24 protein-coding genes are annotated in these 23,431 nt (G+C 73.6%); 9 read left to right on the plus strand and 15 right to left on the minus strand.

Translation table 11 applies throughout. The features are described 5' to 3' along the window. Window positions 1-154: 154 nt before the first annotated feature. Window positions 155-733, minus strand: a complete 579-nt coding sequence (locus ACIGZJ_RS24535; protein ID WP_396459226.1) for a DUF2017 domain-containing protein — start codon at window positions 731-733, stop codon at window positions 155-157. Between the two features lie 62 nt (window positions 734-795). Then, on the minus strand, window positions 796-1,089 hold the full coding sequence (clpS, locus tag ACIGZJ_RS24540; protein ID WP_380522531.1) for an ATP-dependent Clp protease adapter ClpS: 294 nt from the start codon (window positions 1,087-1,089) through the stop codon (window positions 796-798). Window positions 1,090-1,247: 158 nt separating this feature from the next. Here clpS and ACIGZJ_RS24545 point away from each other — a divergent pair, with 158 nt between their 5' ends. Further along, window positions 1,248-2,564: a nicotinate phosphoribosyltransferase gene (locus ACIGZJ_RS24545; RefSeq protein WP_396459227.1), complete on the plus strand. Its 1,317-nt coding sequence runs from the start codon at window positions 1,248-1,250 to the stop codon at window positions 2,562-2,564. 129 nt (window positions 2,565-2,693) lie between these two features. Further along, window positions 2,694-3,284 (plus strand): isochorismatase family protein, encoded by a 591-nt coding sequence (locus ACIGZJ_RS24550; RefSeq protein WP_396459228.1) that lies wholly within the window; start codon window positions 2,694-2,696, stop codon window positions 3,282-3,284. Window positions 3,285-3,300: 16 nt separating this feature from the next. Here the strand turns inward: ACIGZJ_RS24550 and ACIGZJ_RS24555 are convergent, their stop codons facing one another. After that, the gene (locus ACIGZJ_RS24555; protein ID WP_396459229.1) at window positions 3,301-4,338 is read right to left on the minus strand and encodes a hypothetical protein; all 1,038 of its coding nucleotides are present in this window, start codon (window positions 4,336-4,338) and stop codon (window positions 3,301-3,303) included. A 255-nt stretch (window positions 4,339-4,593) separates the two neighbouring features. Here ACIGZJ_RS24555 and ACIGZJ_RS24560 point away from each other — a divergent pair, with 255 nt between their 5' ends. Together ACIGZJ_RS24560 and ACIGZJ_RS24565 are read left to right on the plus strand one after the other, a co-directional pair. Continuing rightward, window positions 4,594-5,148 (plus strand): hypothetical protein, encoded by a 555-nt coding sequence (locus ACIGZJ_RS24560; RefSeq protein ID WP_396459230.1) that lies wholly within the window; start codon window positions 4,594-4,596, stop codon window positions 5,146-5,148. Window positions 5,149-5,759: 611 nt separating this feature from the next. Further along, window positions 5,760-6,203 (plus strand): hypothetical protein, encoded by a 444-nt coding sequence (locus ACIGZJ_RS24565; RefSeq protein WP_392938826.1) that lies wholly within the window; start codon window positions 5,760-5,762, stop codon window positions 6,201-6,203. Between the two features lie 44 nt (window positions 6,204-6,247). Here the strand turns inward: ACIGZJ_RS24565 and ACIGZJ_RS24570 are convergent, their stop codons facing one another. Together ACIGZJ_RS24570 and ACIGZJ_RS24575 are read right to left on the minus strand one after the other, a co-directional pair. Further along, the gene (locus ACIGZJ_RS24570; RefSeq protein WP_396459231.1) at window positions 6,248-6,850 is read right to left on the minus strand and encodes a DinB family protein; all 603 of its coding nucleotides are present in this window, start codon (window positions 6,848-6,850) and stop codon (window positions 6,248-6,250) included. A 129-nt stretch (window positions 6,851-6,979) separates the two neighbouring features. Continuing rightward, a complete protein-coding gene (locus ACIGZJ_RS24575; RefSeq protein WP_396459232.1) occupies window positions 6,980-7,360 on the minus strand; it encodes a winged helix-turn-helix transcriptional regulator in 381 nt (126 codons plus the stop codon). Window positions 7,361-7,491: 131 nt separating this feature from the next. Here ACIGZJ_RS24575 and ACIGZJ_RS24580 point away from each other — a divergent pair, with 131 nt between their 5' ends. Then, on the plus strand, window positions 7,492-8,184 hold the full coding sequence (locus tag ACIGZJ_RS24580) for an NAD(P)-dependent oxidoreductase (RefSeq protein WP_396459233.1): 693 nt from the start codon (window positions 7,492-7,494) through the stop codon (window positions 8,182-8,184). 77 nt (window positions 8,185-8,261) lie between these two features. After that, on the plus strand, window positions 8,262-8,750 hold the full coding sequence (locus ACIGZJ_RS24585; RefSeq protein WP_396459234.1) for a GNAT family N-acetyltransferase: 489 nt from the start codon (window positions 8,262-8,264) through the stop codon (window positions 8,748-8,750). An 18-nt stretch (window positions 8,751-8,768) separates the two neighbouring features. Here the strand turns inward: ACIGZJ_RS24585 and mycP are convergent, their stop codons facing one another. From mycP to ACIGZJ_RS24605, 4 genes are all read right to left on the minus strand, one after another. After that, on the minus strand, window positions 8,769-10,010 hold the full coding sequence (gene mycP / locus ACIGZJ_RS24590; RefSeq protein ID WP_396459235.1) for a type VII secretion-associated serine protease mycosin: 1,242 nt from the start codon (window positions 10,008-10,010) through the stop codon (window positions 8,769-8,771). Window positions 10,011-10,130: 120 nt separating this feature from the next. After that, a complete protein-coding gene (locus ACIGZJ_RS24595; RefSeq protein WP_396459236.1) occupies window positions 10,131-11,636 on the minus strand; it encodes a hypothetical protein in 1,506 nt (501 codons plus the stop codon). Between the two features lie 43 nt (window positions 11,637-11,679). Beyond that, window positions 11,680-12,078: a hypothetical protein gene (locus tag ACIGZJ_RS24600; protein WP_396459237.1), complete on the minus strand. Its 399-nt coding sequence runs from the start codon at window positions 12,076-12,078 to the stop codon at window positions 11,680-11,682. A gap of 148 nt (window positions 12,079-12,226) precedes the next feature. Beyond that, the gene (locus ACIGZJ_RS24605; RefSeq protein WP_396459238.1) at window positions 12,227-12,922 is read right to left on the minus strand and encodes an endonuclease V; all 696 of its coding nucleotides are present in this window, start codon (window positions 12,920-12,922) and stop codon (window positions 12,227-12,229) included. A gap of 249 nt (window positions 12,923-13,171) precedes the next feature. Between ACIGZJ_RS24605 and ACIGZJ_RS24610 the strand changes: the two genes are divergently transcribed. After that, the gene (locus ACIGZJ_RS24610; RefSeq protein WP_396459239.1) at window positions 13,172-13,441 is read left to right on the plus strand and encodes a hypothetical protein; all 270 of its coding nucleotides are present in this window, start codon (window positions 13,172-13,174) and stop codon (window positions 13,439-13,441) included. 36 nt (window positions 13,442-13,477) lie between these two features. On the opposite strand, the gene ACIGZJ_RS24615 is transcribed toward ACIGZJ_RS24610, so the two are convergent. Next, entirely contained in the window at window positions 13,478-14,185 is a 708-nt protein-coding gene (locus ACIGZJ_RS24615; protein WP_396459240.1) for an RDD family protein, read from the minus strand. Window positions 14,186-14,278: 93 nt separating this feature from the next. Further along, complete coding sequence (locus ACIGZJ_RS24620) at window positions 14,279-15,739, minus strand: RDD family protein (protein ID WP_396459241.1); 1,461 nt, start codon at window positions 15,737-15,739, stop codon at window positions 14,279-14,281. 400 nt (window positions 15,740-16,139) lie between these two features. Here ACIGZJ_RS24620 and ACIGZJ_RS24625 point away from each other — a divergent pair, with 400 nt between their 5' ends. Beyond that, entirely contained in the window at window positions 16,140-16,583 is a 444-nt protein-coding gene (locus ACIGZJ_RS24625; protein ID WP_396459242.1) for an SsgA family sporulation/cell division regulator, read from the plus strand. Window positions 16,584-16,693: 110 nt separating this feature from the next. Here ACIGZJ_RS24625 and ACIGZJ_RS24630 read toward each other — a convergent pair whose 3' ends face one another. The 4 genes from ACIGZJ_RS24630 to ACIGZJ_RS24645 form a co-directional block, all read right to left on the minus strand. Continuing rightward, on the minus strand, window positions 16,694-18,094 hold the full coding sequence (locus tag ACIGZJ_RS24630; protein WP_396459243.1) for a glycosyltransferase 87 family protein: 1,401 nt from the start codon (window positions 18,092-18,094) through the stop codon (window positions 16,694-16,696). 175 nt (window positions 18,095-18,269) lie between these two features. Further along, on the minus strand, window positions 18,270-19,895 hold the full coding sequence (locus ACIGZJ_RS24635) for a cellulose binding domain-containing protein (RefSeq protein ID WP_396459244.1): 1,626 nt from the start codon (window positions 19,893-19,895) through the stop codon (window positions 18,270-18,272). A 388-nt stretch (window positions 19,896-20,283) separates the two neighbouring features. After that, window positions 20,284-21,837 (minus strand): sensor histidine kinase, encoded by a 1,554-nt coding sequence (locus tag ACIGZJ_RS24640; RefSeq protein WP_396459245.1) that lies wholly within the window; start codon window positions 21,835-21,837, stop codon window positions 20,284-20,286. After that, window positions 21,834-22,559, minus strand: a complete 726-nt coding sequence (locus ACIGZJ_RS24645) for a response regulator transcription factor (protein WP_392938802.1) — start codon at window positions 22,557-22,559, stop codon at window positions 21,834-21,836. The genes ACIGZJ_RS24640 and ACIGZJ_RS24645 overlap by 4 nt, the downstream gene beginning before the upstream one ends. 166 nt (window positions 22,560-22,725) lie before the next feature. Between ACIGZJ_RS24645 and ACIGZJ_RS24650 the strand changes: the two genes are divergently transcribed. Beyond that, a complete protein-coding gene (locus ACIGZJ_RS24650; protein WP_396459246.1) occupies window positions 22,726-23,289 on the plus strand; it encodes a hypothetical protein in 564 nt (187 codons plus the stop codon). Window positions 23,290-23,431 lie beyond the last annotated feature (142 nt).

The following is a 23,431-nucleotide window of genomic DNA, read 5'->3' on the forward strand; positions in this document are numbered from 1 at the left end:
AGCAGTCGTACCACGCAGTGCCCGGATACCGGTGTTCATCTGAGCGACATTTGAGCATGCCCCGCTAGGGTTTCGCCCGATTTGAACGAGAATGCCCCGACCCCCCGTCCAGCATCTGGACGGGGGGTCGGGGCTGGCCTCGTGAGCTGCGGAATCAGTCCGCGATCGCCTCCAGCAACGACTCCTGGAGGGCGCCGAGCCACAGGTACGCCATCACCAGCGGCTTGCGCTCGTCGGCGTCCGGCAGGTCGTACAGGCCCTGCTCGTCCTCCTCGGTGACCTCCAGCCGCACGCCCAGGGTCAGCCGCAGGTCGTTGAGCGCCCCCAGCCAGCGCAGGCAGTCGGCGGGGGGCGTCTTCAGCACCCCGCCCCCGCCGCCGAGGCCGTCCAGCGCGCGCACCACGTACAGCGCGTCCTCGCGCTTGCGGGCGCGCAGGTCCAGCTCGGTGTAGCGGCGGAACTCGCCCGCCATGGCCTCGCTCTCGGCGTCCGCCGGCCGCTCCGGATCGCCGTAGGCGTCCGGGAAGAGCCGGGCCAGCGCCGGATCGGCGGGCGCCTCGGTGGGCCCGTCCGCGAACAGCGCGGCCAGCGGGTCGCCGCCGCCGTCGCCGCCCGGGCCGGGGCCGATCAGCTCCAGCATCTGCACTTCCAGGGAGCGCAGGATGGAGACCTCCAGCTCGTCCAGCGCGATCGCCGCGCTCCCGCCGCCGGCACTCTCGAACAACCCAGCCATCTGTATCGGTCAGCCCGTCTCGTCGAATCGGTGGTGTGTGCGTGTGTGCGGCCCGGCGCCGGTCAGTCGTGCTGCAGCGTGGCCCACAGGCCGTAGCCGTGCATCGCCTGCACGTCGCGCTCCATCTCCTCGCGGGAGCCGCTGGAGACCACCGCCCGGCCCTTGCTGTGCACGTCCATCATCAGCTTCCTGGCCTTGTCCTTCGGGTACCCGAAGTAGGCCTGGAAGACGTACTGGACGTAGCTCATCAGGTTGACCGGGTCGTTGTGGACGATGGTCACCCACGGGGTGTCCGGCTCCGCCACCGGCAGGCCTTCGACCTCCGGGCGCTCGATCTCCACGGGCGCGACACTCACCGCCGGGTCCTCCTCTGCTCTTCTGCTGCTCCCACATGCCCTGACAGCCCCATGCTGCCATCCGGGGGACCCGGGGGCGATTCCGCCCCGGGCGGCACGCGAGACCCCTCCCACGAGAAATCGTCACTCTGACGCTAAGTGGTAGTAGCATCATCCTCATGGACGCCACTTCCGTGCGCGCAGCCGGCTCGACCGCGCTGCTCACCGACCGCTACGAGCTCACCATGCTGCAGGCCGCCCTGCGCAGCGGAGCCGCGCACCGCCGCTCCGTCTTCGAGGTCTTCACCCGCCGACTGCCGAACGGCCGCCGCTACGGCGTGACGGCCGGCACCGGCCGGGTGCTGGACGCCGTCGAGAACTTCCGCTTCACCGCCGCCCAGCTGGACTGGCTGGCCGACCAGGGCGTGGTCGAGGACGACACGCTGCGCTGGCTCGCGGACTACCGCTTCACCGGCGACATCCACGGCTACCCGGAGGGCGAGGTCTACTTCCCCGGGTCGCCGGTGCTCACCGTGGAGGGCACCTTCGCCGAGGCGGTGATCCTGGAGACGGTCATCCTGTCGATCCTCAACCACGACTCGGCGATCGCCGCCGCCGCCTCCCGGATGACCGCCGCCGCCGGCGAGCGCCCCTGCATCGAGATGGGCGCCCGGCGCGCCCACGAGCAGGCGGCGGTCTCCGCCGCCCGCGCCGCGTACGTGGCCGGGTTCGGCGCCACCTCCGACCTGGAGGCCGGCTTCACCTACGGCATCCCGACCACCGGCACCGCCGCGCACGCCTTCACCCTGGTGCACGACAGCGAGCGGGACGCGTTCCGGGCCCAGATCGCCTCGATGGGCAAGGGCACCACCCTGCTGGTCGACACCTTCGACCTGCGCGAGGCCGTCCGCACCGCCGTCGAGGTGGCCGGCCCCGAGCTCGGTGCGGTACGGATCGACTCCGGCGACCTGACCCTGCTGGCCCACCGGGTCCGGCGCCAGCTGGACGAGCTGGGCGCCGACCGGACCAGGATCATCGTCACCTCCGACCTGGACGAGTACGCCATCGCCGCGCTCGCCGCCGCCCCGGTGGACGGCTACGGCGTCGGCACCAGCCTGGTCACCGGCAGCGGCCACCCGACCTGCTCGATGGTCTACAAGCTGGTCGCCCGGGCGCAGTCCGACGGCGGACCGCTGCTGCCGGTCGCCAAGCGCTCGGCGGGCGCCAAGAGCAGCATCGGCGGGCGCAAGTGGGCGGCCCGGCGGCCCGACGCGGACGGGGTGGCCGAGGCCGAGGTGGTCGGCACCGGTCCGATCCCGGCCGAGCTGGCACCGCACCTGGTGCAGGTACCGCTGGTCCGGGCGGGCGAGGTGGTCGGCCGGGAGCCGCTGAGCGCCGCCCGCGAGCGGCACGTCCGGGCCCGTGCGATGCTCCCCTTGTCGGCCACTCAGCTCTCCAAGGGCGAGCCGGTGCTGCCGACCGAGCTGATCGTCTGACCGGTGTCGCACGGAACCGGCGGCGGCCGCGGGCCTTCCGCCTCCGTGCGTCACTCCCTAGAGTCAGCCGTAGAGTTCCACGAACGCCACTGCCGGGGCACAGACCCCCCACAACCGAGGATGCGAGCCATGCACCGGGCACTGATCGTCGTCGACGTGCAGAACGACTTCTGCGAGGGCGGCAGCCTGGCCGTCACCGGGGGGGCCGAGGTGGCCGCCGCGATCACCGATCTGATCGCCGAGTCCTCCCCCGGCTACCACCACATCGTCGCGACCCGGGACTGCCACATCGACCCGGGCGACCACTTCTCCACCGAGCCGAACTACGTCGACAGCTGGCCGGTGCACTGCGTCGCGGGCACCGAGGGCGTGGGGTTCCACCCCAACTTCGCACCCTCGGTCATCTCGGGCGCGGTCGAGGCGGTCTTCGACAAGGGCGCCTACGCGGCGGCCTACAGCGGGTTCGAGGGGCGGGACGAGAACAACCGGGGGCCCGCCGACTGGCTGCGCGAGCGGCAGGTGACCCAGGTGGACGTGGTCGGACTCGCCGCCGACCACTGCGTCAAGGCGACGGCCCTGGACGCCGCCCGGGCCGGTTTCACCACCCGCGTCCTGCTGGACCTCACCGCGGCCGTGGCACGGGCGACCACCGACAACGCGCTGGACGAGCTGCGGGCGGCCGGGGTCGAACTAGTCGGCGCGCCGATCGTCCGGTCGTAGCCCGGAGCGGCGCCCCTCACCGCTCGGTGACCAGCAGCTCCACCACGTCGGTGCCGCCCGCCACGAAGGCCGCGCGCAGCTCCGCGCCGACCGCGTCCGGCTCGGCGGCCAGCCGCGCACCGGAGATGTAGACCACCCGCACCCCCAGGTACTCCATCCGGTGCTGGCCGCCGCGCACCCAGGCGGCCTCGCCCTCGCTGACGCAGCGCAGCTCCGAGTCGACCTCGACCGCCACGCCCGCCTGCGGCCAGTACAGGTCGGGTACGGCGATGTAGGTGCCGCCGCGCATCCGCAGCTCGGGGCCGGTCAGCGGGACGGGCAGCAGCCACTCGTCGACCAGCTCGCCGAGGCGCTCCAGGACGGCCTCCCGCTCGGCGGCCAGCAGCTCGTCCAGCGCGGCCCGCACCCGCGGGTCGGCGACCAGTCCGGACTCGGTCAGCTCGGCGGTCAGCTCCCGCACCGTGCAGCGGGCGTCCGGCCGGGCCACCGCCTCGCGCAGCACCGCGCGGACCAGCCGGGGGCCCGCGCCGCCGGGCCCGCCGGCCAGCAGGGCGCCCTGGTCGGTCCACTCGCGCAGCGCGTCGGCGACCGCCCGGGCGACCGGCGCACAGGCCAGCCCGTGCACCGAGCGGGCCACCAACTCCCGCTCGGTGCGCCGGATCCGCACCTCGCCGGCGTCCTTCAGCCGGCGCTGGCGCGGCACCAGGACGTCCACTCCGGTGACCGCAGGCAGCCGGGGGACGGCGGCGAAGCCGTACAGCGCGAGCGCGGCCGTGCCGGTGATCACCGCGCCCTCCCCGCGGCCCTCCTCCCGGCCGTTCTGCGCCGCGTACAGCAGGGCGGCCCACATCCGCTGCTCCGGGGTCGGCTCGCCGATCTGCAGCAGGTAGACCCGGGGCAGCAGCCGCTGCCAGGGGCCGCCCCGGCGGCAGTGATCGCTGACCACCCGGGCCGGCACGCCCCGGGCGCGCAGCTGGCTGGCGGTGATGACGTTCTGCTGACGCTTCGCCAGCTCCTCCAGGGAGGGCAGCGGCGACGGAATCTGGTAGCTCATGCCGACACCATCCCCAACACCCCGGACCGGCCATCGGCCGCCTGACGCACTGTTACCCAACCGTCGCGAAACCGGGACCAGCCTGCACTAAAGTCCCCATACCCTCACCCATTCGGCGTAATAGACAGTCATATGGTTGTCATGATTGATCGATCTCAATCGCCGACCAGGCCGTCTGACCGAGGGTGACCAATCGCATACGCCGAAGCGCCATCGGGCGTCACCACCACGCTCCGGATTGCCTACCCTTAGTTCATGTCACGTGACGAGACCGCCGGCCTCCGCGCGGCCCAGCTTCGCCTCGGCCGCCTGCCCGGATACGTCCGCCGGCCGGACCCGGCCCGCCGCAGCGGCGAACAGGGCCATACGTACAAGAAGGGCTGGGAGGTCCGCTTCACCGCGCGGAGCGAGGCCGAGATAGCCGAGATCCGCGACCTGGTGGTCGCCGCCGGATTCGCCCCGGCGAGACCGTTCTTCAAGGGCCATCAGCTGATCCAGCCCGTCTACGGGATGGCCGCCGTCCAGGCCTACCTGGCGGCAAGACAGGCCGCCGAGGAGCACGCCGCCCGGGCCGCCGGCCGGGGCCGGCGGGACGACGACGCCGACCGCCCCGCGCCCGGCGCGGACCGGCCGACCGCCGTCCCCGGGGCCACCGAGTCCGCCGCTGCGGCTGCGGCGGCCGCAGCAGCCGCAGCGGCGGTGGCCCAACTGGCCCGGCGGCGGGCCGTCGAGGCCTTCCCGGCGCAGATCGAGCGGAGTACCGCGGCGGACGGCCGGATCTCCACCGTGGAGGCCCGCCACCGACACTGACCCCGACTCACTTTTCCCACCCCTTCCCTACCCCCGTTCGAGAATCAGCCCCGACCGGCTCCGACCGGCCGCGTCCGGGTCGATCCGCAGGGTGGCGGCCGACCGGCACCAGGGCCCCCGAAGCGCCGCCACCACACACAGCACCGCACTCCCCTTCGCCGGACCCGCCTTCGCCGCACTCCCCTTGGCCGCACCCGCCGATCCGACGCGCCCGATCCGACGCGCCCGCAGCGCGCGTCGGCCCCGCGCGCGCCGCCCGCCCCGACCGTGACGGTGGTCATGGTCGCGCGGATGGTTGCGCGGATGCGGCCGCACGCCGTGGACGTGGACGCGGGCCGCCACAGGGCCTACGGTGGCACATCAGCCTTCGTGCGACCACCGCCGCCCACCGTCCCTGACCAGCGACGACGCCTGCACGACCACACCTTCGGCGCCACCTCGCACCGCTCCCCCGTCGGCCCTCGCACCGCCCGCCGCCACCGGAACCGGCCGAGCGGCGGCACGTTCCGGGCATTCAATCCGATTGGTCACCCAGTGCGCCGAGCGCCTACCGTAGAGTGAGCACAGATGATCGACCGCCAGAATCCCATCTCCCTTGCCGAGAAGCAGAGATGACCAACCGTCATGACAGCACCGCCGAACCTCCCCCGGGGTTCGACGAACCGCCCTCCATGCCATTGGAGTTCGCGGCGTTCTGCGAGCTTCACCGGCCCCGCTACCTCAGCTACGCCCGGGTCTGGCTGCCCGACCAGGCCGAGGCGACCGGCGCCGTCCAGCAGGCGTTCGCCGAAATCGCCGTCCAGTGGCGCGAGTTGCTGGGCGGATCAAACCCCACCGCGCACGCCTGGCAGATCCTCTGCGGCACCGTCACCGAGTACACCCGGCTCTGCGAACCGGACGCCCGGGCCTACCACCCCGCCGACGACGACCTGGCGATCCTGCACTACGTCATCGGCCTCGCCGCCCCCGAGATCGCCGACGTCGTCGGCACCGACACCGCCAGCGTGGCCGGCCGACTCCGTCGGACCATGCTGCGCGAGGCCTCCGGCTGGTGATCCCAGCAGGGGCCTTGCGCCCTTCTCCTCGGCTGTGCCGCCGCTCAGAGCGCCGTCCCCGTCACGTCGTACAGGTGGTGGACCGGGTCGTGGATCAGGTAGCGGGAGAACGACTCCACCGTGAAGCTCGCGCCGTCGCTGCGGCGGCCGGTGCGCTGCCACTGCTCGCCCGAGACCTGCTCGAAGGCGTCCGCGAGGATCCGCGCGCCGGCGGCCAGGTCCGCGGCGACGTCCTGCGGCCGCTGCTCCTGGTAGCGCCCGGAGACGGCCGTCTCGTCCTGGTTCCAGTTCGGGAAGAGCGGGTTCTCCTGGTCCAGCATCAGGCCCAGCCGGACGTGGAACAGCCGGAAGACGTCCCGGACGTGGCAGGCGTACTCCAGGTCCGACCAGATCCCAGGCTCGGGGCGGCGGCGCAGCTCGCCGTCGTCGCCGGAGAGCACGGCCTGCCAGGCCTCGGCGTTGGCCAGGATCATCCCGGCGACGTCCTCGCGGACCACCGCCGGGGTGTCCAGCCCGCAGTCCGCGCACGGGCGCTCCAGCACCCAGGTCCAGTCCTTGGTGTCGGGGGCGATGGCGTCCGGGGCCGGGTCGGCGGCGGGGGCTTCGACGAGGGCTTCGGCGGGGGCTTCGTTGCGAGGTGAGGTCATGCGTCCATGATCTCGACCCGGCCCGCGTCCCCACCACCACCATGACCGCCAGCACCCGGCGAAATGCCGCCACCGCGGCCGCAGCTGCGGAGGCCGCGCGCTCGGTGCTCGGTGCTCGGTGCTCGGTGCTCAGTGCTCCCGCTCGTACGCCTCCCTGGCCTCCAGCAGGGAGCGCAGGTTCTCCCGGCTCCACGCGCAGACCGCGTCCATCGGCCCCAGCAGCGAGCGGCCGAGCGGCGTCAGCCCGTACTCGACCCTCGGCGGGTTCTCGGCGTACTCGGTCCGGGTGACCGCGCCGTCGTGCTCCATCGCGCGCAGCGACTCCGCGAGCACCTTCGGCGTGATGCCGGCCAGCGGCACCCTCAACTCGGAGAAGCGGCGCGGGCCCTCCTCCAGGCAGCGCATGATCTTCCAGGTCCACTTCCTACCGCCCAGCACCGGAAGCGTCTGCACCGGGCAGTCCGGGTCGAAGAAGTCCTGGGGAAGGGGTTCCAGCGCGGTCTGCGTCATGTCCCCGACGGTAGTCGACGGGTGTCCGCCCAGGCCCGCGCCGGTACCGTTGAAGTAACCGGCACCCCCCGGTCTACCGTCACGGCGACGGCGGGCGACAGCGCCCCCCGACCGAGCGGACGGAGACCGCAATGAGCAGCAGCGCCAACACCCTTGGGACCGTTCGCGGCGAGCACGCGGCCACCGGTGACGTGATCGTGTTCGGCGCCGGCGGCCAGGTGGGCCGGGCCGTCGTCGCCGAGGCCCGCCGGCGCGGACTGGCGGTGACCGCCGCCGTCCGCGACCCCGGGCGCCACCGCGACCTGGCCGGCCCCGGCGTCACCCTGGTGCGCTGCGACGTCACCGACCGGGACGCCGTCGCCGCCGCGGCGCTCGGCCACGCCGCCGCGGTCAGCTCCGTCTACACGCCCGACCTGCCGTCCGCGCAGTTCTACCGTGCCGCCGCCGAGGCCCTGGTCGGCGGACTGGACGCGGCCCTGGTCCGCCGGCTGGTCAGCGTCGGCGTGGCCACCACCCTGGAGACCGGGCCCGGCGTCGCCGTCCACGACGACCCCGGCTTCCCCGCGGACTACCGGGCGTTCTCGCTCGGCCACGTCGTCGCCCTGGACCTGCTGCGGGAGTCCGCCGCCACCCTGGACTGGGTCGTCGTCACCCCGCCGCTCGACCTCGACCGCACCGCCCCCGGCACCGGCCGCTACCGGGTCGGCGGTCCGCAGGTGCTCGGCGAGCGGATCGCCCAGGCCGACCTCGCGGTGGCCGTCCTCGACGAGATCACCGCACCCGCACACCACCGGGAGCAGATCGCCGTCGCGGCCCAGGTCTGACCTGCCGGTCCGCCCGCCGGTCCGTCCCGGGAAAACCCCGTGGTCGAACCGGGGCACTCCGGCAGATACTGGCCCGTATGCTCATTCGCGAAGCCACCCCCGACGACTGGCCCGCCATCTGGCCCTTCCTGCGCGAGATCGTCGCCGCCGGCGAGACCTACAGCTGGGACCGCGACACCACCGAGGAACGGGCCCGCGCCCTCTGGTTCAAGCCCGCCCCCGGCCGCGTCTTCGTCGCGGTCGACCCGGACGGCACCGTCCTGGGCACCGCCGAGAGCCACCCCAACCAGTCCGGCGGCGGCTCGCACGTCGCCAACGCGGGCTTCATGGTCGACCCCCGCCACTCCGGCCGGGGCGTCGCCCGCGCCCTGTGCGCCCACGTCCTCGACCAGGCGCGCGCCGACGGCTACCGCGCGATGCAGTTCAACGCCGTCGTGGAGACCAACCACCGCGCCGTGGCGCTCTGGCAGACGTTCGGCTTCGAGATCCTCACCACCGTCCCCGAGGCGTTCCACCACCCCGACAAGGGCTACGTCGGCCTGCACGTGATGTACCGGAGGCTCTGAACCTCCGGCAACACCCCGTCAGTGGTACGGAGGCTGTGGCGGCGGCGGGTACCCGTACCCCGGCGGAAGCGGGTACGCCGTCGCGGCCGTCGCGGCGGCGGCCCGCCGCCGCCGCGCCCGCAGCGCCAGCCCCCCGCCGACCCCGCCCGCCAGGACCAGCACCAGCACGCCGGCCCCGATCAGCGTGTACGTGATCCCCCGGTTCCCCCCGGCCCCGGCAGCAGCCGCCGGCACGGGGGGCGCCACGGGGTCGTCCGCTCCTGCGGTGGGAGCAGCCTGCGACTCGGCCCGACCCAGAAGCGGGTTTTCCTTCGAACCGCCATCGACCGCAGGATTCGGCTGAAGGGCCTTGGCCGGGGAGACGATCCCGAATCCGTAGTGGGCATTGGGCACCGCGGACCCGTCGGATGGCGGGGTAGCGGTCTTGGTCATCCGGTTGATGACCTGCCCCGCGGAGAGGTCGGGGTACTTGGAGCGAATGAGAGCGGCCGTGGCGGACACATAGGCCGCGGCATCGGAGGTGCCGTTACCGACGTTGTATCCCGACGTCGACTTGGCCGCGGCGTGATAGACCTGCACGCCCGGAGCGGCAATGGTGGTTTCGGGTCCGAATGAGGACTTCTCCCACACCTTCCCCTGCTCATCGACTGCCGCAACAGCCATCACTCCTGGAAACGCCGCAGGGTAGTCAACCGGCGAGGCCTTGTCGCCGCTGTTTCCAGCGGATGCCACGACAACGATGTCCTTGGAGACGGCGTACTTGATCGCAGCCCGCATCTCCGTATCAGTTCCCGCATACCCTCCGAGGGACATGTTGATGACCTTCGCCCCGTGATCAGCGGCGAATCTGATGGCCTGCCTGAGCTCGGACTGCTGTACATCCGGCGCCGCATCACTGCTACTGAGCTTGACCGGGAGAATCTTCGCCTTGGGCGCGAGACCCATCAGCCCCGCTTGCGATCCATGTCCGGTAGCAGCGATCAGACTCGCCATCGCGGTGCCATGGCCTTCGTTGTCCAGCCGGCCATCCGTCTTCGCCCCGGAGAAGTCGGCACCCGGCAATACCTGGCCGATGAGGTCCTGATGCTCCGAGTTGACTCCGCTGTCCAGCACTGCCACGACGACGCCATCGCCCTGGCTGACCGGCCAGACCTTCGTCTCAGCTTCGAGGATCTTCAGCGGCCATTGCGAACTCCGGATCTGGTCCGCCGCCGCCGGTGAAGAAGCCATCCCCCACAACAAGGCTCCGGCAGCGAGCACGGCTGCTCCGCGCACCCCACGACTGCTCGTCAAGCCCGGTCACCCCACTCAGCGAAGCGTCCCGCAGATCACCGACCTGCGGGACGACTGGTCATCGGCCTGTCCGCCTGCGGACAGGACTCATTCCACCACGTTCGGATTCACCGGCTGGTCCGACGCCCAGGTCTCCTCGTCCTCGACCAGGTAGTCAGGACGCTTGCCGTCCTTGTCCTTGTCCTTCTTGCGTCGCTGGCCGTCTGCCAGCGGCACACCCGGCCCCGTACCGCCCGGGACGTTCGCGCCCAGCTCTCCCTTGGTCCGGCCTCGGGCCCCGAGCCCGGAGCCGCCTTCGGTGAACGCCTGCTTGGCGCCGGCGCCGGCACCCGTTCGGCCACCCTCACCGACAACGCCTCCGGTCCGTCCCGGCAGACCGCCTCCGGGCCGGGCGCCTGCAGCAGCCCGGCCACCGGAGCCGAAGCCGCCGCCGTACGCCTCGCCCGTACCGAACGCCTTGCCGCCTCGGGTTGCGGCCTGGCCGGGGGCACTCGTGCGGTTGGCGCCGTCCTTGCCCTGCGCGCCGGAGGACTTGCCCTGGCCGACGGCCGGCCCGTCGGACCGCCCCACAACCGGACCGCCACCGTTGGCACGGGGCCCGTTTCCGGGGCCACTGCTCTTCAAGCCGGGCGGGAGACCGCCCGGCTGGCCGCCCTGCGGCCCGCCCGGCGTCACGAGATTGGTACTGGAGGTCCCCGGGTTGGTGGACGATGTGCTGGTCACGGGCGTGGTGGGATTAGTGATCGTCGTGCCGTCGATCCCGGTGCCGGGACCGTAGTGGGTGACGGACGGCGGCTTCGGCGCAGGCTGTGCGGTACCGCCCTTGATACCGGAGTCGGCCGGTGCGGTGCCGCCTCTGGTCCCGAGGTCAGGCGGTGTCGACGTCGAACGCTTCGATGTGGGCTGGTCAACAGGCTTTTGAGGGCGTGGTGCCGGGCTACTAGTGGATACCGGAGCCGGTCGGGTTCCGGTGTAGCTGGCACTGGACATCACCGCGCTGAGTGCCGCCGACCCTGACGGGTCACCTGACGTCGGGACATCGCTGTAGTCATCGCCCTTCCTGTTCGGCGTCGGCGGCGGCGGCGGAGGCGGCGGAGGCTTCAGCATCGGCCCCGCGACCCGGTACCGCATCGCGAGGGTCTGCATGACCGCCGCCGCCTCGGCCTTCTTCTGATCAGCGACCGGGGTCTTGGTGTCCTCGTCGTCGCCCCCGAAGATCGAGGAGACGGTGTCGCCGACGCCGTCCTTGACCTGCTCCCAGTTGCTCGGTTCCTCCGGCATGTTGCGCTTCGCCTGGTCGATGGCCTCGGACATGGCCTTGAGGGTGATCGCGGCGTCGTTGGCGAAGGAGGCGGCGGTGTTGATGGTGTTGGCGAGGTGGAGCATCCGGGCGTGGAAGGCGTCGCTGGTGGCGCCCTCCCAGGTGACGGCCGCCTCGGTGCTGGCCGTGGTGAGGGTGGCCCGGATCGCCTTGAGGGTGTCGGAGGCGCGGCGCCAGGGGTCGCTGGCGGCCATCACCTCGCCGGAGTTCAGGGCCTGGGCCATCCTCCGGAGTTCCCCGTGGCTGAACTTGGTGAAGTCGGTGTAGCTCATCCCCGGTCGCCCCCGTTCGTGGTGTTCGTCGTCGGCCGCCCGCTCATTGCTCGGACTTCCCGCCGTTGCTCCGGGCCGGGGCCACCGTCTGCGCGTACGCGGCGGTGCTGGTGGCGGACGGGGTCGCCACGGACCAGCCGTCGTCGCCGAGCTTCAGCTTCTTCGCCGTGTGCTGTTCCTGCTCCTCGTAGTTGGTGGCGGTGAGTTCGGCCTTCTTCTGGGCGTCGTCCACGGCTTCCTGGATCAGGTTGAGGGTGTCGCGCAGGGCGTCCCGCATGGTGGCGTACCGGCTGTGCAGGTCGGTCGCCTCGGCGAAGGTGCCGAAGGCGCTCTTGCCGATGCCGCTCTGACCGTGCGTCTTGGTGCCGTCCGCGTGCTGCTGGAACTCCGCCAGCAGGACGCGCACCTGGGCTGCGAAAGCCCTCAGCTGTTCGACCTCCACGCGGTAGCCGCTACCGGCCCCTCCGCTCGAACCAGTCCCCGTACCCACTGCCGGCGCCTCCCCCGTGCGTCCTGTCCGCTCCCCGAAGGACATGTCTAACACATGGCCCAGGCAACCAGGATGGCATCACAACCGAGCCCCTGCACAGTCAGTTCGCGGACGTCTGTGCCTGCAGGGCGGCCAGGGTCCGGCGGCAGAGCGAGTCGGCGCGGCGGGTGGTCTCGGGCAGGCGGTAGCGGCGGGCGAGGGCAAGGGTGGTGTCCACGGCCTCGGCCAGGCCGATGCGGTGGCCGACCGAGACGAAGACGGGTTTGACGCCCGGGCTGGTGCGGACGGCGCGGCCGACCTCCTCGCCGGTGGCGGGGTCGGTCAGCGGGGTCCAGGAGCCGCGGGCGGCGTCCGGTTCGCCGTGGTCGAAGGTGAACGGGGTCTTGGCGACGCCGAGCGTGCACAGACCGGTGAGGACGCCGAGGTGGCTGGCCAGGCCGAGGCGGCGAGGGTGGGCGAGACCGTAGCCGTCGCAGACCACCGCGGCGGGCGTGCGGTCGAGCGCGGCCAGGGCGTCCAGCACGGCGGGGAGTTCGCGGAAGGCGAGCAGGCCGGGGACGTAGGGGAAGGCGATCCGGCCGACGGCCGTGGTCTCCTCGACGACCTCGAGGGTGGCGCCGTCCAACAGGACGGCGGCGGCCACCACCAGGTCCCGCTCGTCGTCGTACGCGACGTCGACGCCGGCGATCAGGCCGTCGTCGGGGGCGTCGCCGTGGGGCTGGACGAGCGGGCGCAGCCGTTCCTGTTCGGCGAGCGCCTCGGCCTCAGTGGCGGGCCAGTCGGCGGGGATGGGCACGAGGGTCCCCCAGTGGGTGTCGGCGGTCCGGTCGTGATCACCGTACCGAGGGGGGCGGACGACCCCGGGGTGAGCCCGTGCGCCCCCCGTGCCCCGGAGCGGCAGGGTTAGGCTGTACTTACCGAACTCCCGTACTGGGTATGACTAGTAGCACCGGACAGGGCCGACCGGCAGCACGCTGCCCGAGGCCGTGCCGAACAGCACCGGCACCACCCGCCCGTTTCCCCCGACGTGCGAAGGACCGACGCCATGCCGCGCCCGACCACCGCCCAGACCGTCCTCGGCACCTTCACCGTCGTCGCCGCCACCGTGGCGCTGCTGGCCGTCTCGGGCGCCACCGGCGTCCGGGAGGTCGCCGTGCTGGTGGGCTTCGCGCTCGCGCTCGGCACACTGGTGACGCTGCTGTCGGTCTCCACCGCCGCACTCCGCCGGCCCGCCGCCGCCCCGGACCCCACCCGGATGCCCGCACCCGCACCCGCACCCGCACCCGCCGGACACGAGTACGCCCGGCAGCGCTGAAGCGCCACCGGGCGGTACCGGCCGGAAAGGGCCTGCTCAGACCGTGGTGACCACCACGGTCTTCGCGGCCTTGTCGTGGATGCACTGGCGGTACGGCTTGTCGAAGACGCCGAACACCCCGTCGATCAGCCACCACAGGATGGCGCAGCAGAGCACCGCCGGGACGACGAAGACGGCCGACCTGGTCCAGGCGGCGGACTGCGTCGGCTTGTTGCCGTCGATCAGCATGGCGACCCGGACCTTCATGGCCTTCTTGCCGAGGGTCTGGCCGTCGTGGCTCAGCATCAGGGCTTCGTAGACCAGGTACAGGGCGCAGGCGAGCCAGAACGCGCCGGTCGAGCCCGCACGGTCGCCGAGGCTGGCGAACGGCAGGATCAGGAGGATCGCCACGGTCTGCACCAGCAGGTAGTCGATCAGCCGGGCGAGGATCCGGTTCGGCCAGCTGCCGATGGGCGGCATCCCGGGGACGGGTCCCGCGCCGGGTGTGCCGTACCCGGTGGGGCCGTAACCGGGCGGCGACTGGTCGTACGGCGACCCGCCGTAGGGGGAGCCGCCGGGGGCACCCCCGTAGGTACCGCCGTACGCGCCGGGGCTGTCCTGGGGGCCGCCCGCGGGCGGCGGTTTTCCGTACGGGTCCGACGGCGTACCTTCCGGCGCGCCGTCACCCGACTGCGGGGGCTGCTTGTCGAAGGGGGGCTTGCCGCCCCCCTCCGGCTCGGGGCCTGAGGGGTCGTAGGTACTCATGCCCCGAGTAGAACATCACACATTCTATCAATTTGGGATATTCCATCCGTTTTGCACCGGTTGATCCGGCCCGGGCACCCGGAGCTCGGCGGTTCAGTCCCGGACGACCCGGGTGCGGGCCGCCCGGTCCTGCCAGCCGCGCCGGGCGGGACGGTCGAGCACCGGCCAGATCAGGCCGATCAGCAGCACGGCCGAGAGCTGCCTGACGAGCCATCGGCGCAGCGAGCGGCCGAGGGACAGCCGGCCCCGGGCGGCGGTCGGGGCAGCGTCCACCACCCGGATCCGGGCCAGTCGCTTGCCGAAGGTCTGACCGGTGCGGGCGGTCGGCAGCACCTCGTAGAGCAGGCCGACGAAGGCGAGGATGCCGAGCAGGACGGCGAGCTTGCCGACCACCACGCCGTCGAGCATCCAGACCTGCATCTGGCGCCGGGTGAGGGCGCTGGCCATCCGGGCCTGGTCGAGCTTCTGCTGGAGGTGGGCCGCCACCGAGTTGCCGAGCGGGATGCCCGCCGCGGCGGCGACCACGGCCAGGACCGCGGTGTCGACCAGCCGGGCGACCAGTCGGCGCCCGAGCCCGGCGGGCGGGCGCGGGGCGGGCCGGCGCCGGGCGGCCGGGCGTCGCGAGGAGGCCGGCCCGGCCTGGCCTGCGACGGCCGCGGCGGAAGCGGGAACGGAAGCGGGAGCGGGAGCGGGAGCAGCAGGCGCGACAGCGGGACGGGGAACGCCGACCGGCGCAGGAGCCTCGGCAACCACGGCGACCGCCGCAGCCGGCACCGGCTCGGCAGGCTCGGCCTCGACCCGCGCCTCGACAATCGCCTCGGCGACGCCCTCCGACGGGGCCTCCCCGAAGGAGGTCTCCCCCGCCGGGGACCCGCCGACCGGAAGGTCCCCGGCCGGAAGGTCCCCGGCCGGAAGGTCCCCGGCCGGGGACTGCCCGGCCGGGTGCTGCCCGACCGACGCCTGCCCCGGCAGCACTCCCCAGGAGACCCAGCGCGGCGCATCGCCCGTCTCCATCAGACCGCGCTGCGCCTTCGGGTCGACCTGCCAGGCGGTCTGGTCCAGCCCGCCCCCACCCGCATCCGGTTCCGGCCCGGGCTCCTCCGCCACCGCGCCCCCGGCGCCGCCGTCACCGCGGAAGACCGGACCGCCCGCAGCCAGCGGCTCACCCCGGCCGTGTGCGCGCAGTTCCAGCCCGACCTGCGGCGCCAGGCTGAACGAGGCCCCGCCCGCCGTCTGGTCCAGGTACACCGGCCCGGTCTCCCCGGACACCTCCGGCACGGCCTCCACGACCACCGGCGGCGGCACGAAGCGGGCCCCGGCACCCGCCGCCACACCCGCGCCCTGACCCGGGCCGGCGCCCGCCGCCGCCCGGCGCGCCACGAACCGGGGCGGCTCCAGCACCTCGCCCTCCGCCGGAGCGGGCCGGCTGGTACCGGGCACCCAGGCGGTGCCGCCCCAGTAGCGGACGAAGCCGGGGATCGAGGGGTCGGGATAGTAGCCGGGCGTGGGATCGACGGCCGTGTCCGCGCCGCCGGCGAAGGGCCGGTCCGTCATGGGGGGTCTTCTTTCCTGGCAGGCCGATGCGGCTAGCCCAGTGAGCCCAGTGCGTCCGGTTCGCCGATGGCGCGCGGGCGCGGGGCGCCGCCGATGGGCGGACAGTCGCCAGGCAGTCACAAAGGGTAGTACCTCGGCGCCCCGAAAGCGGGAAGTTGGCTATTCACCAGACAGTGCGGGCCCAACCGGGGTAGGAAGCGGCTCCCCGGCTCGTCCCGACCCCCGGTGCGCAGAGGGCGGGGGCGCGCCCGCGGCCCCGCGTTCGGCACTGCCCCGGCGGGGGCGGCGGAACTCGGCGAAGAAATCTCGGAAACGTGTGTAAGGGCGCGCCCGCACCGCGCTCTCACAGGGCAACGGGCCCGAAACCGGGCACGAACCCAAGGCAGAGAGGAAGCCGATCATGGAGCGCCCGACGAGCGTGGTCGAGCACGAGCTGGAGCTCAACCTGGTGCTCTCCCCCGAGCACAGCGTCCCCGTCCCGGCCCGGCTGTCGTACGGCAGCCACGACCCGTTCGCCGTGCACATCACCTTCCACCTGGACACCGGCTCGCCGGTCACCTGGGTGTTCGCCCGCGAGCTGCTGGTGGAGGGCACCTTCCGGCCGTGCGGCCAGGGTGACGTACGGATCTGGCCGACCGTCCCCCAGCCTTCGGCCGGGGGCACCCCCAGGGGCCGGCGCAGCGTGCTCTGCATGGCACTGAGCTCGCCGGCCGGGGACGCGCTGCTGGAGGCTCCGCTGCCGGCCGTGGCCGCGTGGCTGGAGCGGGCGCACCGGCTGGTCCCGCCCGGCAGTGAGCTGGCCGCGCTGGACCTGGACGGCTCGCTCGCCGAGCTGCTGGCGTGACGGGTCCGAGCGGCCACCGCCCACGCACCGAACACCCGACCGGCGACCGCCCGCACCACAACGCCCCGGGCGTCACCGCCCAGGGGACGGCCGGCCGGCCGACGACCGGATCAGCGGGCCGCGGGGGCCTGCTGGCGGTCGTGCGCGGGGCCCGGGCGTCCGCCGGCCCGCTGGACGGGCAGCCGGACGAGCGGGGCGCCGGCGGCCCGCCGCCTGGCCCTTATGCGTAGCGCTGCGGCGAGCAGGAAGCAGATCCCGACCAGCGGGTACACCGAGGCCGGGACCTGGCTGACGGCCGGGAGGTGCAGGTCGAGGTCGCCGTGGTGCGGCACGACCCACATCCCGAAGGAGAGGAAGCCGACCAGGGTGGCGCCGAAGGCGGCCCGCCAGCGCACCCGGCGCACGGCCTGCGGGCGGCCCTGCTCGACCGCGGCCTCACAGGCGAGCAGGGTGAGCACGGGGACGCACCAGACCCAGTGGTGGGTCCAGCTGATCGGCGAGATCAGCACGGCGGTGACGGCGGCGCAGCAGACCCCCCACGCCTCCGCGCGGGGCAGCCAGCGGGCGCTGGCCGAGGCCCAGGCCGCGACGGCGAGGCCGGCCACCGCGACGGTCGCCGAGCCGAGGGTGGCGAGCGTGCCGGGATCGGCGGTGTGCAGCAGCCGGGCGAAGGCGCCGCGCACCGACTGGTTGTCGACGATCTCGGTCTTGCCGACCCGCGAGGAGTCGTAGAGGTACTTGGTCCAGAAGCCCCAGGTGGCGTCCGGCAGGACGAGCGCGCCGATCAGGAAGGTGCCGAGGAAGGTGAAACCGGCCACGAAGGCGGCCCGGATCCGGCCGGTGATCAGCAGGTAGACCGCGAACAGGCCGGGGGTGAGCTTGATGCCGGCCGCGATGCCGATCGCCAGGCCCTTGCTGCGGCGGCCGTCGGGGCGGGTGAGGTCCCAGAGGATCAGGCAGGCCAGCGCGAGGTTGATCTGGCCGTAGCGCAGCGTGGTGAAGACGGGTTCGAGCCAGACCCCGCAGCCGGTGATCAGGATCACGCCGAGCGGGCGCAGTTCACGGCGCGGCCAGCCGACGAGTTTGAACGACAGGTGGGCGAGCACCGCGAGCAGCCCGAGGTTGCCGAGCGTGATCGCCACCCGGAGGAACGGGATCGGGAACCAGGTGGTCGGCACGAACAGCATCGCCGCGAAGGGCGGGTACGTGGCGGGCAGGTTCCACTCGGTGACCCGCAGCCCGTAGAGGTCGGTGCCGTCGGCGACGGCGCCGCCCTCGGCGCGGTAGACGATCATGTCGACCATCGAGGTGTGGACGAAGTGCCGGACGACCGCGTACACGACCAGGGACAGCAGCGCCAGGGCGGAAACGGCCAGCAGCGGACCGCGCGGTGCCTCGCGCAGGGCCCGGACGGGCGCGCCGAAGGCGTCCTTCAGGCGGTCCGACAGGGGGGCGGGCGCCTGGTCCGGTGCGGTTCGCACCTCGCTGCGCTCGTCGTGCACCGCTGTCACTGTTCGCTCCGTCCACCGCTCGACCAAACTGCGACGATACCGGATGCCCGGCGCACCGGCCTGGGCAGAGTTGGTCACCGAGCGTGACCGGCCGGACGGAAAACACCCCGGTCGGCCGTACTCCGTTGCGGGCGGAGCACGGACGACCGGGGTCCCGGGGAGGGGTCGAGGAGGGTCAGCCGGTGTAGGCGCCCAGGGTCCGGGTGAAGTCCAGCGGCTGCTGGACGATGCTGCTGCAGCTGGCGTCGGCGTAGGCCTTGGCGCCGCCCTCGCAGGCCTTGTCGCGGGTGCCGGACCACATGGCCAGCCAGGCCAGGTGCTTGGTCGCGGCGAAGTCGGCGAGCTGCTTGGCGTCGGCGACGGTGAAGATCTCGCTGGCCACGTCGTTGACGCCGATCATCGGGGTGACCGCGACCTTGCGCCAGGCACCGGCGTCGTCCAGCCCGAGCACGCTCTTCACCTGGGCCTGGGTGGCGGTGGCGGCGGCGATGGCGTACTTGCCCATCTGGCCCTGCGGGTTCGGGGCGACACCGTCGCCGAAGTCCATCGCCATGATGTTGACCGCGCCGATCGCCACGCCGTTGCCCTTGGCGTCGGCGACCAGGTTGACGCCCTCCTGGGTGAGGCCGGAGGGCAGCGCGGGCAGGGTGAAGGAGACGTCCAGGGCCTTGCCCTTGGCGGCGGCGTTCTTCTGCAGCTGGGCGATGGCCTGGGCGCGGCGGGTGTTGGCGGCGGTGTTGGCGATCGCGCCGCCCTCGACGTCGAAGTCGACCTTGGTCAGGCCGAAGGTGTCGACGGTCTGCTGGTAGACGGCGGTCAGCTCGGCCGTCGAGGAGCAGGCGAGGGCCAGCTCGCTGCCGTTGGCGCCGCCGAAGGAGACCCGGACGTCGCCGCCGATCGCCCGCAGGGCGCCGATCTGCGCCGCCACGGCGTCGGCGGACAGGTCGCTGACACCGCCCCACTTGGGGGTGCAGCCGCCGCCGGAGACGACGAAGGCCAGGTTGAAGTTCTTGACCCCGGTGGCCTTGGCGGTGGCGACCAGGTCGTAGGGCGGGTAGAGCGAGGTGTCCACGTACGGGGCGAAGCCCGCGCCGCCGACCGGGACGGGGGTGCCGGTCGCGGTGGCGGTCGCGGTCGGGGCGGGCGTGGTGGGCTTGGCCGTGGCGGTGGCCGTGGGGCTCGGCGGGGCCGTGGTGGGCTTGGCGGTGGCCGTGGCGCTCGCGGTCGGCGAGGTGCTCGGCTTCACGGTGGCGGTCGGCGAGGCGCTCGGCGACGGGGTCGGCGACGTGCTCGGCGAGGCCGTGGGCGAGCTGGTCGGGCGGCCCGAGGGGGTCGGCGCGGTGCCGTCGCCCGCCTTGCAGGAGGCGTTGTTGATCAGGCAGTTGCCGGGCTCGCCCTGGGCGGCGCCGGAGCCCTGGGCGACGAAGCCGACCACCACGCTCTTGCCGGGTTCCAGCCGCTTGTTCCAGCTCTCGGGCTTGACGGTGATGTGCTGGCCCGCGGCGCTGAAGGTGGCGTTCCAGAGCGAGTCGATCTTCGCGCCGGCCGGCAGGTCGAAGGAGAGCGTCCAGTCCTCGATCGCGCCGGCGTCCGGGTTGGTGACCAGGTACTGGCCGGTGTAGCCGGCCTCCCAGCTGCTGGTCCGGCTGTAGACGGCGCCGAGCGAGGCGGCGCTGGCCGAGGAGGCGAGGAGGACGACACCGCCCGCGACGAGCGCGGCGGCGACCGCCGAGGCCCCGATGACGGCGCCCCGGCGGCTGCGGCGGCGGCGCCCTGAGCGGCGGTTGGGCTGGGTCGTCATGGGCGTACCTCCGTTGGGGGCACCTCCCGCCCGAAGGGTCGGGGAGGCAGGTGTCGAGGGTGTCGGCCGCTGCTCGGGCGACCGGCGCGCACGACGCTAGCGGCGCCGGGGGGCCGGATCCGGCCTGCTGAGCGAGGGGAACAACTCCCTTAGGACCTGGTTAAGGAAGAGGTCGCCCGGTAACGGCCCGCGCGCCCGTCCGGGCCTCACACCCCGCCGCCGAACCCACCCCGGCACCCGTCGTCAAACCTGGCGCCCGTCGTCACATCCGGCACCCGTCGTCACACCCGGCACCCGTCGTCACACCTGGCGCCGGATCGCTTCCGCTCCGGGGAAGGCGTCCGGACCGGCGGTCACCTCCGGACCAGGAACCGCGCTGGAACGGGGGCTACTTGTGGAACAGCGTGCCGCGGCTGCGCCGACGGCTCGCCCGCGCCGGGCCGCCGTCGGTGCGGGTCTGCAGCCGCAACCGGATCTCGGCGCCGCCGAGCCCCGCGGAGCGGCCGAGCGCGAGGTCGCCGCCGGTGGCCTCGGCCAGCTTGCGGGCGATGTCCAGCCCGAGGCCGGTGGAGCCGTCGCCGCCGTGGCCCTGACCGCGCTTCAGGGCGGCCTGCGGATCGGTGAAGCCCGGTCCGGCGTCGCCGACCAGGACGATGACCGAGCTCTCGGTCGCGAGCACGTCCACCGAGAAGGCGGTGCCGACGGCGGTGTGCCGGAACACGTTGCCCAGCAGGGCGTCCACGGCGGCGGCGAGGTCACCGCGCTGGACGGGCACCGGGGTGGTCCGGTCCGCGCCGGCCAGCTGCCAGCGGCGGCCTTCGTCCTCGGCGAGCGCGGACCAGAAGCCGGCCCGTTCGCGGATCACCTCGGCGGCGTCGCAGCCGACGGTGACGGCGGGCGCGTCCTCGGGCGCGCGGCGGGCCGAGCGGATGATCTGGTCGACCTCCCGCTCCAGCTGGGACACCGCGTGCCGGGTGGCGTCGGCGGCGTCGCCCTCGCCGAGCGAGGCGGCGTTGAGCCGCAGCACGGTGAGCGGGGTGCGCAACCGGTGCGAGAGGTCGGCGGCCAGCTCCCGTTCGGCGGCGAGCAGCTGGACCACCCGGTCGGCCATCGCGTTGAAGGCGTGGGCGGCCTCGCGCAGTTCCACGGGGCTGCCGTCGGTCTGCTTGCCCTCGACGGGTACCCGGACGGCGAGGTTGCCGGCGCCGAGCGAGCGGGCGGCGGCGGCCAGCCGCCGGGCGGAGGCGACGATCCGGGCGCCCATCCGGTCGGCGACCAGCACCGAGATGGCGACCAGCGCGAGCGCCACGGCGGACAGCACCAGCCAGGCGGTGGAGACGCCCCGGGTGAGGTCCTCGTCGGCCACGAACACCTCGACCACGGCCGTCCGGCCGGTGTCGACGGCGACCGGCTGGAGCAGGGCGAAGCCGCCGGGCACCTCGACGGTGAAGGAGCGGCCCTGGCCGCCCGCACTGGCCACGTCGGCGCCGAGCGCCCGGGCGGCGCCGATGGTCGCCCCGCCGCCCGGCACGGCGGGAACCGCGGACCCGGCAGGAGAGGCGGACCCGGCCGACCCGGCCGAGGGAGCGGGAGCGGCAGGAGAGGCGGGAGCGGCGGCCACCGGGGGCGCGGCCGTGGCGGCGGGCACCCCGGTGGCGGATCCGGCGTCCGGCGCGGGCGCCGGCAGGTGGACGGCCATCCGGCCCTGCGCGCCCGCGTCCGTGCTGGCCACCGCGCGGGCGATGGCGTCCTGCTCGGTGGTGATGGCGAGCGCCGGGCCGAGCGCGGCGGCCTGCCGCTCCGCCGCCGTGAACGCGCGGTCGCGGGCGGTCTGCTGGACCATCAGGCCGAGCGGGATGAGGAAGGCCAGCGCGACCATGGTGGTACCGGCCGCGGCGGCCTTGATCAGGGCCCAGCGCAGCGAGCCTCCGAACCTCCTCATGTCCGGTGCTCCGCGGGCGCCGGTCCGGGCCCGTCGGGGTGGCCGGAGGCTTCCAGTCGGACCCCGACGCCGCGCACGGTGTGCAGGTAGCGCGGGTTGGAGGCGGTCTCGCCGAGCTTGCGGCGCAGCCAGGAGAGGTGGACGTCGATGGTCTGGTCGCCGCCGTAGGTCTGGCGCCAGACCTCGGCCAGGATCTCCTTGCGCGGGACCACGACGCCGGGGCGCGCGGCGAGGAAGGCCAGCAGGTCGAACTCGCGGCGGGTGAGGTCGAGTCGGCGTCCGTCCAGGTCCGCCTCCCGGCGCTGGAGGTCGATGGCCAGGCCGCCGACTCTGAGCACCTGGGCGACCGGGGCCGCCCCGCCGCCGAGGCGGCGCAGCACGGCGGCCATCCGGGCGCTGAGGTGCTCCCCGGAGAAAGGTTTCACCAAGTAGTCGTCGGCGCCGTCGTTGAGCAACCGGACGATCTCGGCCTCGTCGTCGCGGGCGGTGGAGATGATCACCGGCACATTGGTCAGGCCGCGAATCATCTTGAGCGCCTCGCTGCCGTCCAGGTCGGGCAGGCCCAGGTCGAGGATCACCAGGTCGCAGCCGACCTGGGCGACCTCGCGCAGGGCCTCAAGTGCCGTGCCCACACTGCGGACCGCGTGACCGGTGTCGGCCAGGTGCCGGATGAGGGCGGATCGTACGAAGGGGTCGTCCTCGACCACGAGCACTGTTGCCATGGGGCTGCACGGTACGCCATCGGGCCCAAGTGGTCTGTACCTCGGGGTAGGTCGCGGACGGGGTGCGGCCGGTTCGCTCCTCCCTTGGGGGATTTGTGCAACTTCCCTGCTCAATACCGGGGGTGCCCACCTGCGGAGCCCCGGAGTACGGCAGGATGTGCGCACGATGCGGAACGGACTGGTACAGCTCGGCGCCTGGGCGGCGGCCACCGGGGCGGCGGTGGCGCTGTCCTGGCTCGGCGTGCACACGGTGCTGACCGGTGCCGCGTTCGAGCAGCCGACGGCGCTGCCGCTGCCGTCCCCGGCCTCCACCGGGACGCGCCCCTCGCCGTCGGCCTCCACCGCCCAGCCGCCGGCGACGCCGTCGGCCCAGGCGCAGGCCTCGCCCCAGTCGGCGCCGACCGCCGCGCCGCCGTCCTCGGCCTCCCCCGCCGGCCAGCGCACCCCGTCGCCGCCCGCCGCCCAGACCTCCTCGCGCCGACCCGTCCCGGCCACCGCCACCACCACCTCCTCGATCCAGAGCTATCTGGTGCCGGGCGGCAAGGTGGCGCTGGACATCCGCCCGGACAACGCGTCGCTGGTCTCCGCGACGCCCGATCCGGGCTGGAAGATGGAGACGTGGAAGGGCGACCAGTGGATGCGGATCGACTTCACCAAGGGCGACCAGGCCAACTCGGTGTTCGTCGCCTGGAACGGCCACCCGCCGGACGTCACCACCGCCGTCCGCTGACCCGCCGGACGAGGGCCCGCCGGACGAGGGCCCGCCGGACGAGGGCCCGCCGGACGCAGGCCCACCGGACCCAGACGCACCGGACGCGGACCCGCGAGGCGTCGGCCGGCTGCCCGTCGGCCCACCGCCCCGCCGGCCGCCC

Source organism: Kitasatospora sp. NPDC052868, assembly GCF_044547105.1.
Classification (GTDB): Bacteria; Actinomycetota; Actinomycetes; order Streptomycetales; family Streptomycetaceae; genus Kitasatospora.

What these genes read in the sequence shown, in the direction of transcription:
- ACIGZJ_RS24650 (WP_396459246.1), top strand. Translation starts at nt 22,726, where the DNA reads ATGCGGAACGGACTGGTACAGCTCGGCGCCTGGGCGGCGGCCACCGGG.
- ACIGZJ_RS24620 (WP_396459241.1), bottom strand. Translation starts at nt 15,739, where the DNA reads ATGACGGACCGGCCCTTCGCCGGCGGCGCGGACACGGCCGTCGATCCC.
- ACIGZJ_RS24585 (WP_396459234.1), top strand. Translation starts at nt 8,262, where the DNA reads ATGCTCATTCGCGAAGCCACCCCCGACGACTGGCCCGCCATCTGGCCC.
- ACIGZJ_RS24575 (WP_396459232.1), bottom strand. Translation starts at nt 7,360, where the DNA reads ATGACGCAGACCGCGCTGGAACCCCTTCCCCAGGACTTCTTCGACCCG.
- ACIGZJ_RS24645 (WP_392938802.1), bottom strand. Translation starts at nt 22,559, where the DNA reads ATGGCAACAGTGCTCGTGGTCGAGGACGACCCCTTCGTACGATCCGCC.
- ACIGZJ_RS24610 (WP_396459239.1), top strand. Translation starts at nt 13,172, where the DNA reads ATGCCGCGCCCGACCACCGCCCAGACCGTCCTCGGCACCTTCACCGTC.
- ACIGZJ_RS24625 (WP_396459242.1), top strand. Translation starts at nt 16,140, where the DNA reads ATGGAGCGCCCGACGAGCGTGGTCGAGCACGAGCTGGAGCTCAACCTG.
- ACIGZJ_RS24560 (WP_396459230.1), top strand. Translation starts at nt 4,594, where the DNA reads ATGTCACGTGACGAGACCGCCGGCCTCCGCGCGGCCCAGCTTCGCCTC.
- ACIGZJ_RS24615 (WP_396459240.1), bottom strand. Translation starts at nt 14,185, where the DNA reads ATGAGTACCTACGACCCCTCAGGCCCCGAGCCGGAGGGGGGCGGCAAG.
- ACIGZJ_RS24545 (WP_396459227.1), top strand. Translation starts at nt 1,248, where the DNA reads ATGGACGCCACTTCCGTGCGCGCAGCCGGCTCGACCGCGCTGCTCACC.
- ACIGZJ_RS24635 (WP_396459244.1), bottom strand. Translation starts at nt 19,895, where the DNA reads ATGACGACCCAGCCCAACCGCCGCTCAGGGCGCCGCCGCCGCAGCCGC.
- ACIGZJ_RS24535 (WP_396459226.1), bottom strand. Translation starts at nt 733, where the DNA reads ATGGCTGGGTTGTTCGAGAGTGCCGGCGGCGGGAGCGCGGCGATCGCG.
- ACIGZJ_RS24595 (WP_396459236.1), bottom strand. Translation starts at nt 11,636, where the DNA reads ATGAGCTACACCGACTTCACCAAGTTCAGCCACGGGGAACTCCGGAGG.
- ACIGZJ_RS24580 (WP_396459233.1), top strand. Translation starts at nt 7,492, where the DNA reads ATGAGCAGCAGCGCCAACACCCTTGGGACCGTTCGCGGCGAGCACGCG.
- ACIGZJ_RS24640 (WP_396459245.1), bottom strand. Translation starts at nt 21,837, where the DNA reads ATGAGGAGGTTCGGAGGCTCGCTGCGCTGGGCCCTGATCAAGGCCGCC.
- ACIGZJ_RS24570 (WP_396459231.1), bottom strand. Translation starts at nt 6,850, where the DNA reads ATGACCTCACCTCGCAACGAAGCCCCCGCCGAAGCCCTCGTCGAAGCC.
- ACIGZJ_RS24550 (WP_396459228.1), top strand. Translation starts at nt 2,694, where the DNA reads ATGCACCGGGCACTGATCGTCGTCGACGTGCAGAACGACTTCTGCGAG.
- ACIGZJ_RS24555 (WP_396459229.1), bottom strand. Translation starts at nt 4,338, where the DNA reads ATGAGCTACCAGATTCCGTCGCCGCTGCCCTCCCTGGAGGAGCTGGCG.
- ACIGZJ_RS24565 (WP_392938826.1), top strand. Translation starts at nt 5,760, where the DNA reads ATGACCAACCGTCATGACAGCACCGCCGAACCTCCCCCGGGGTTCGAC.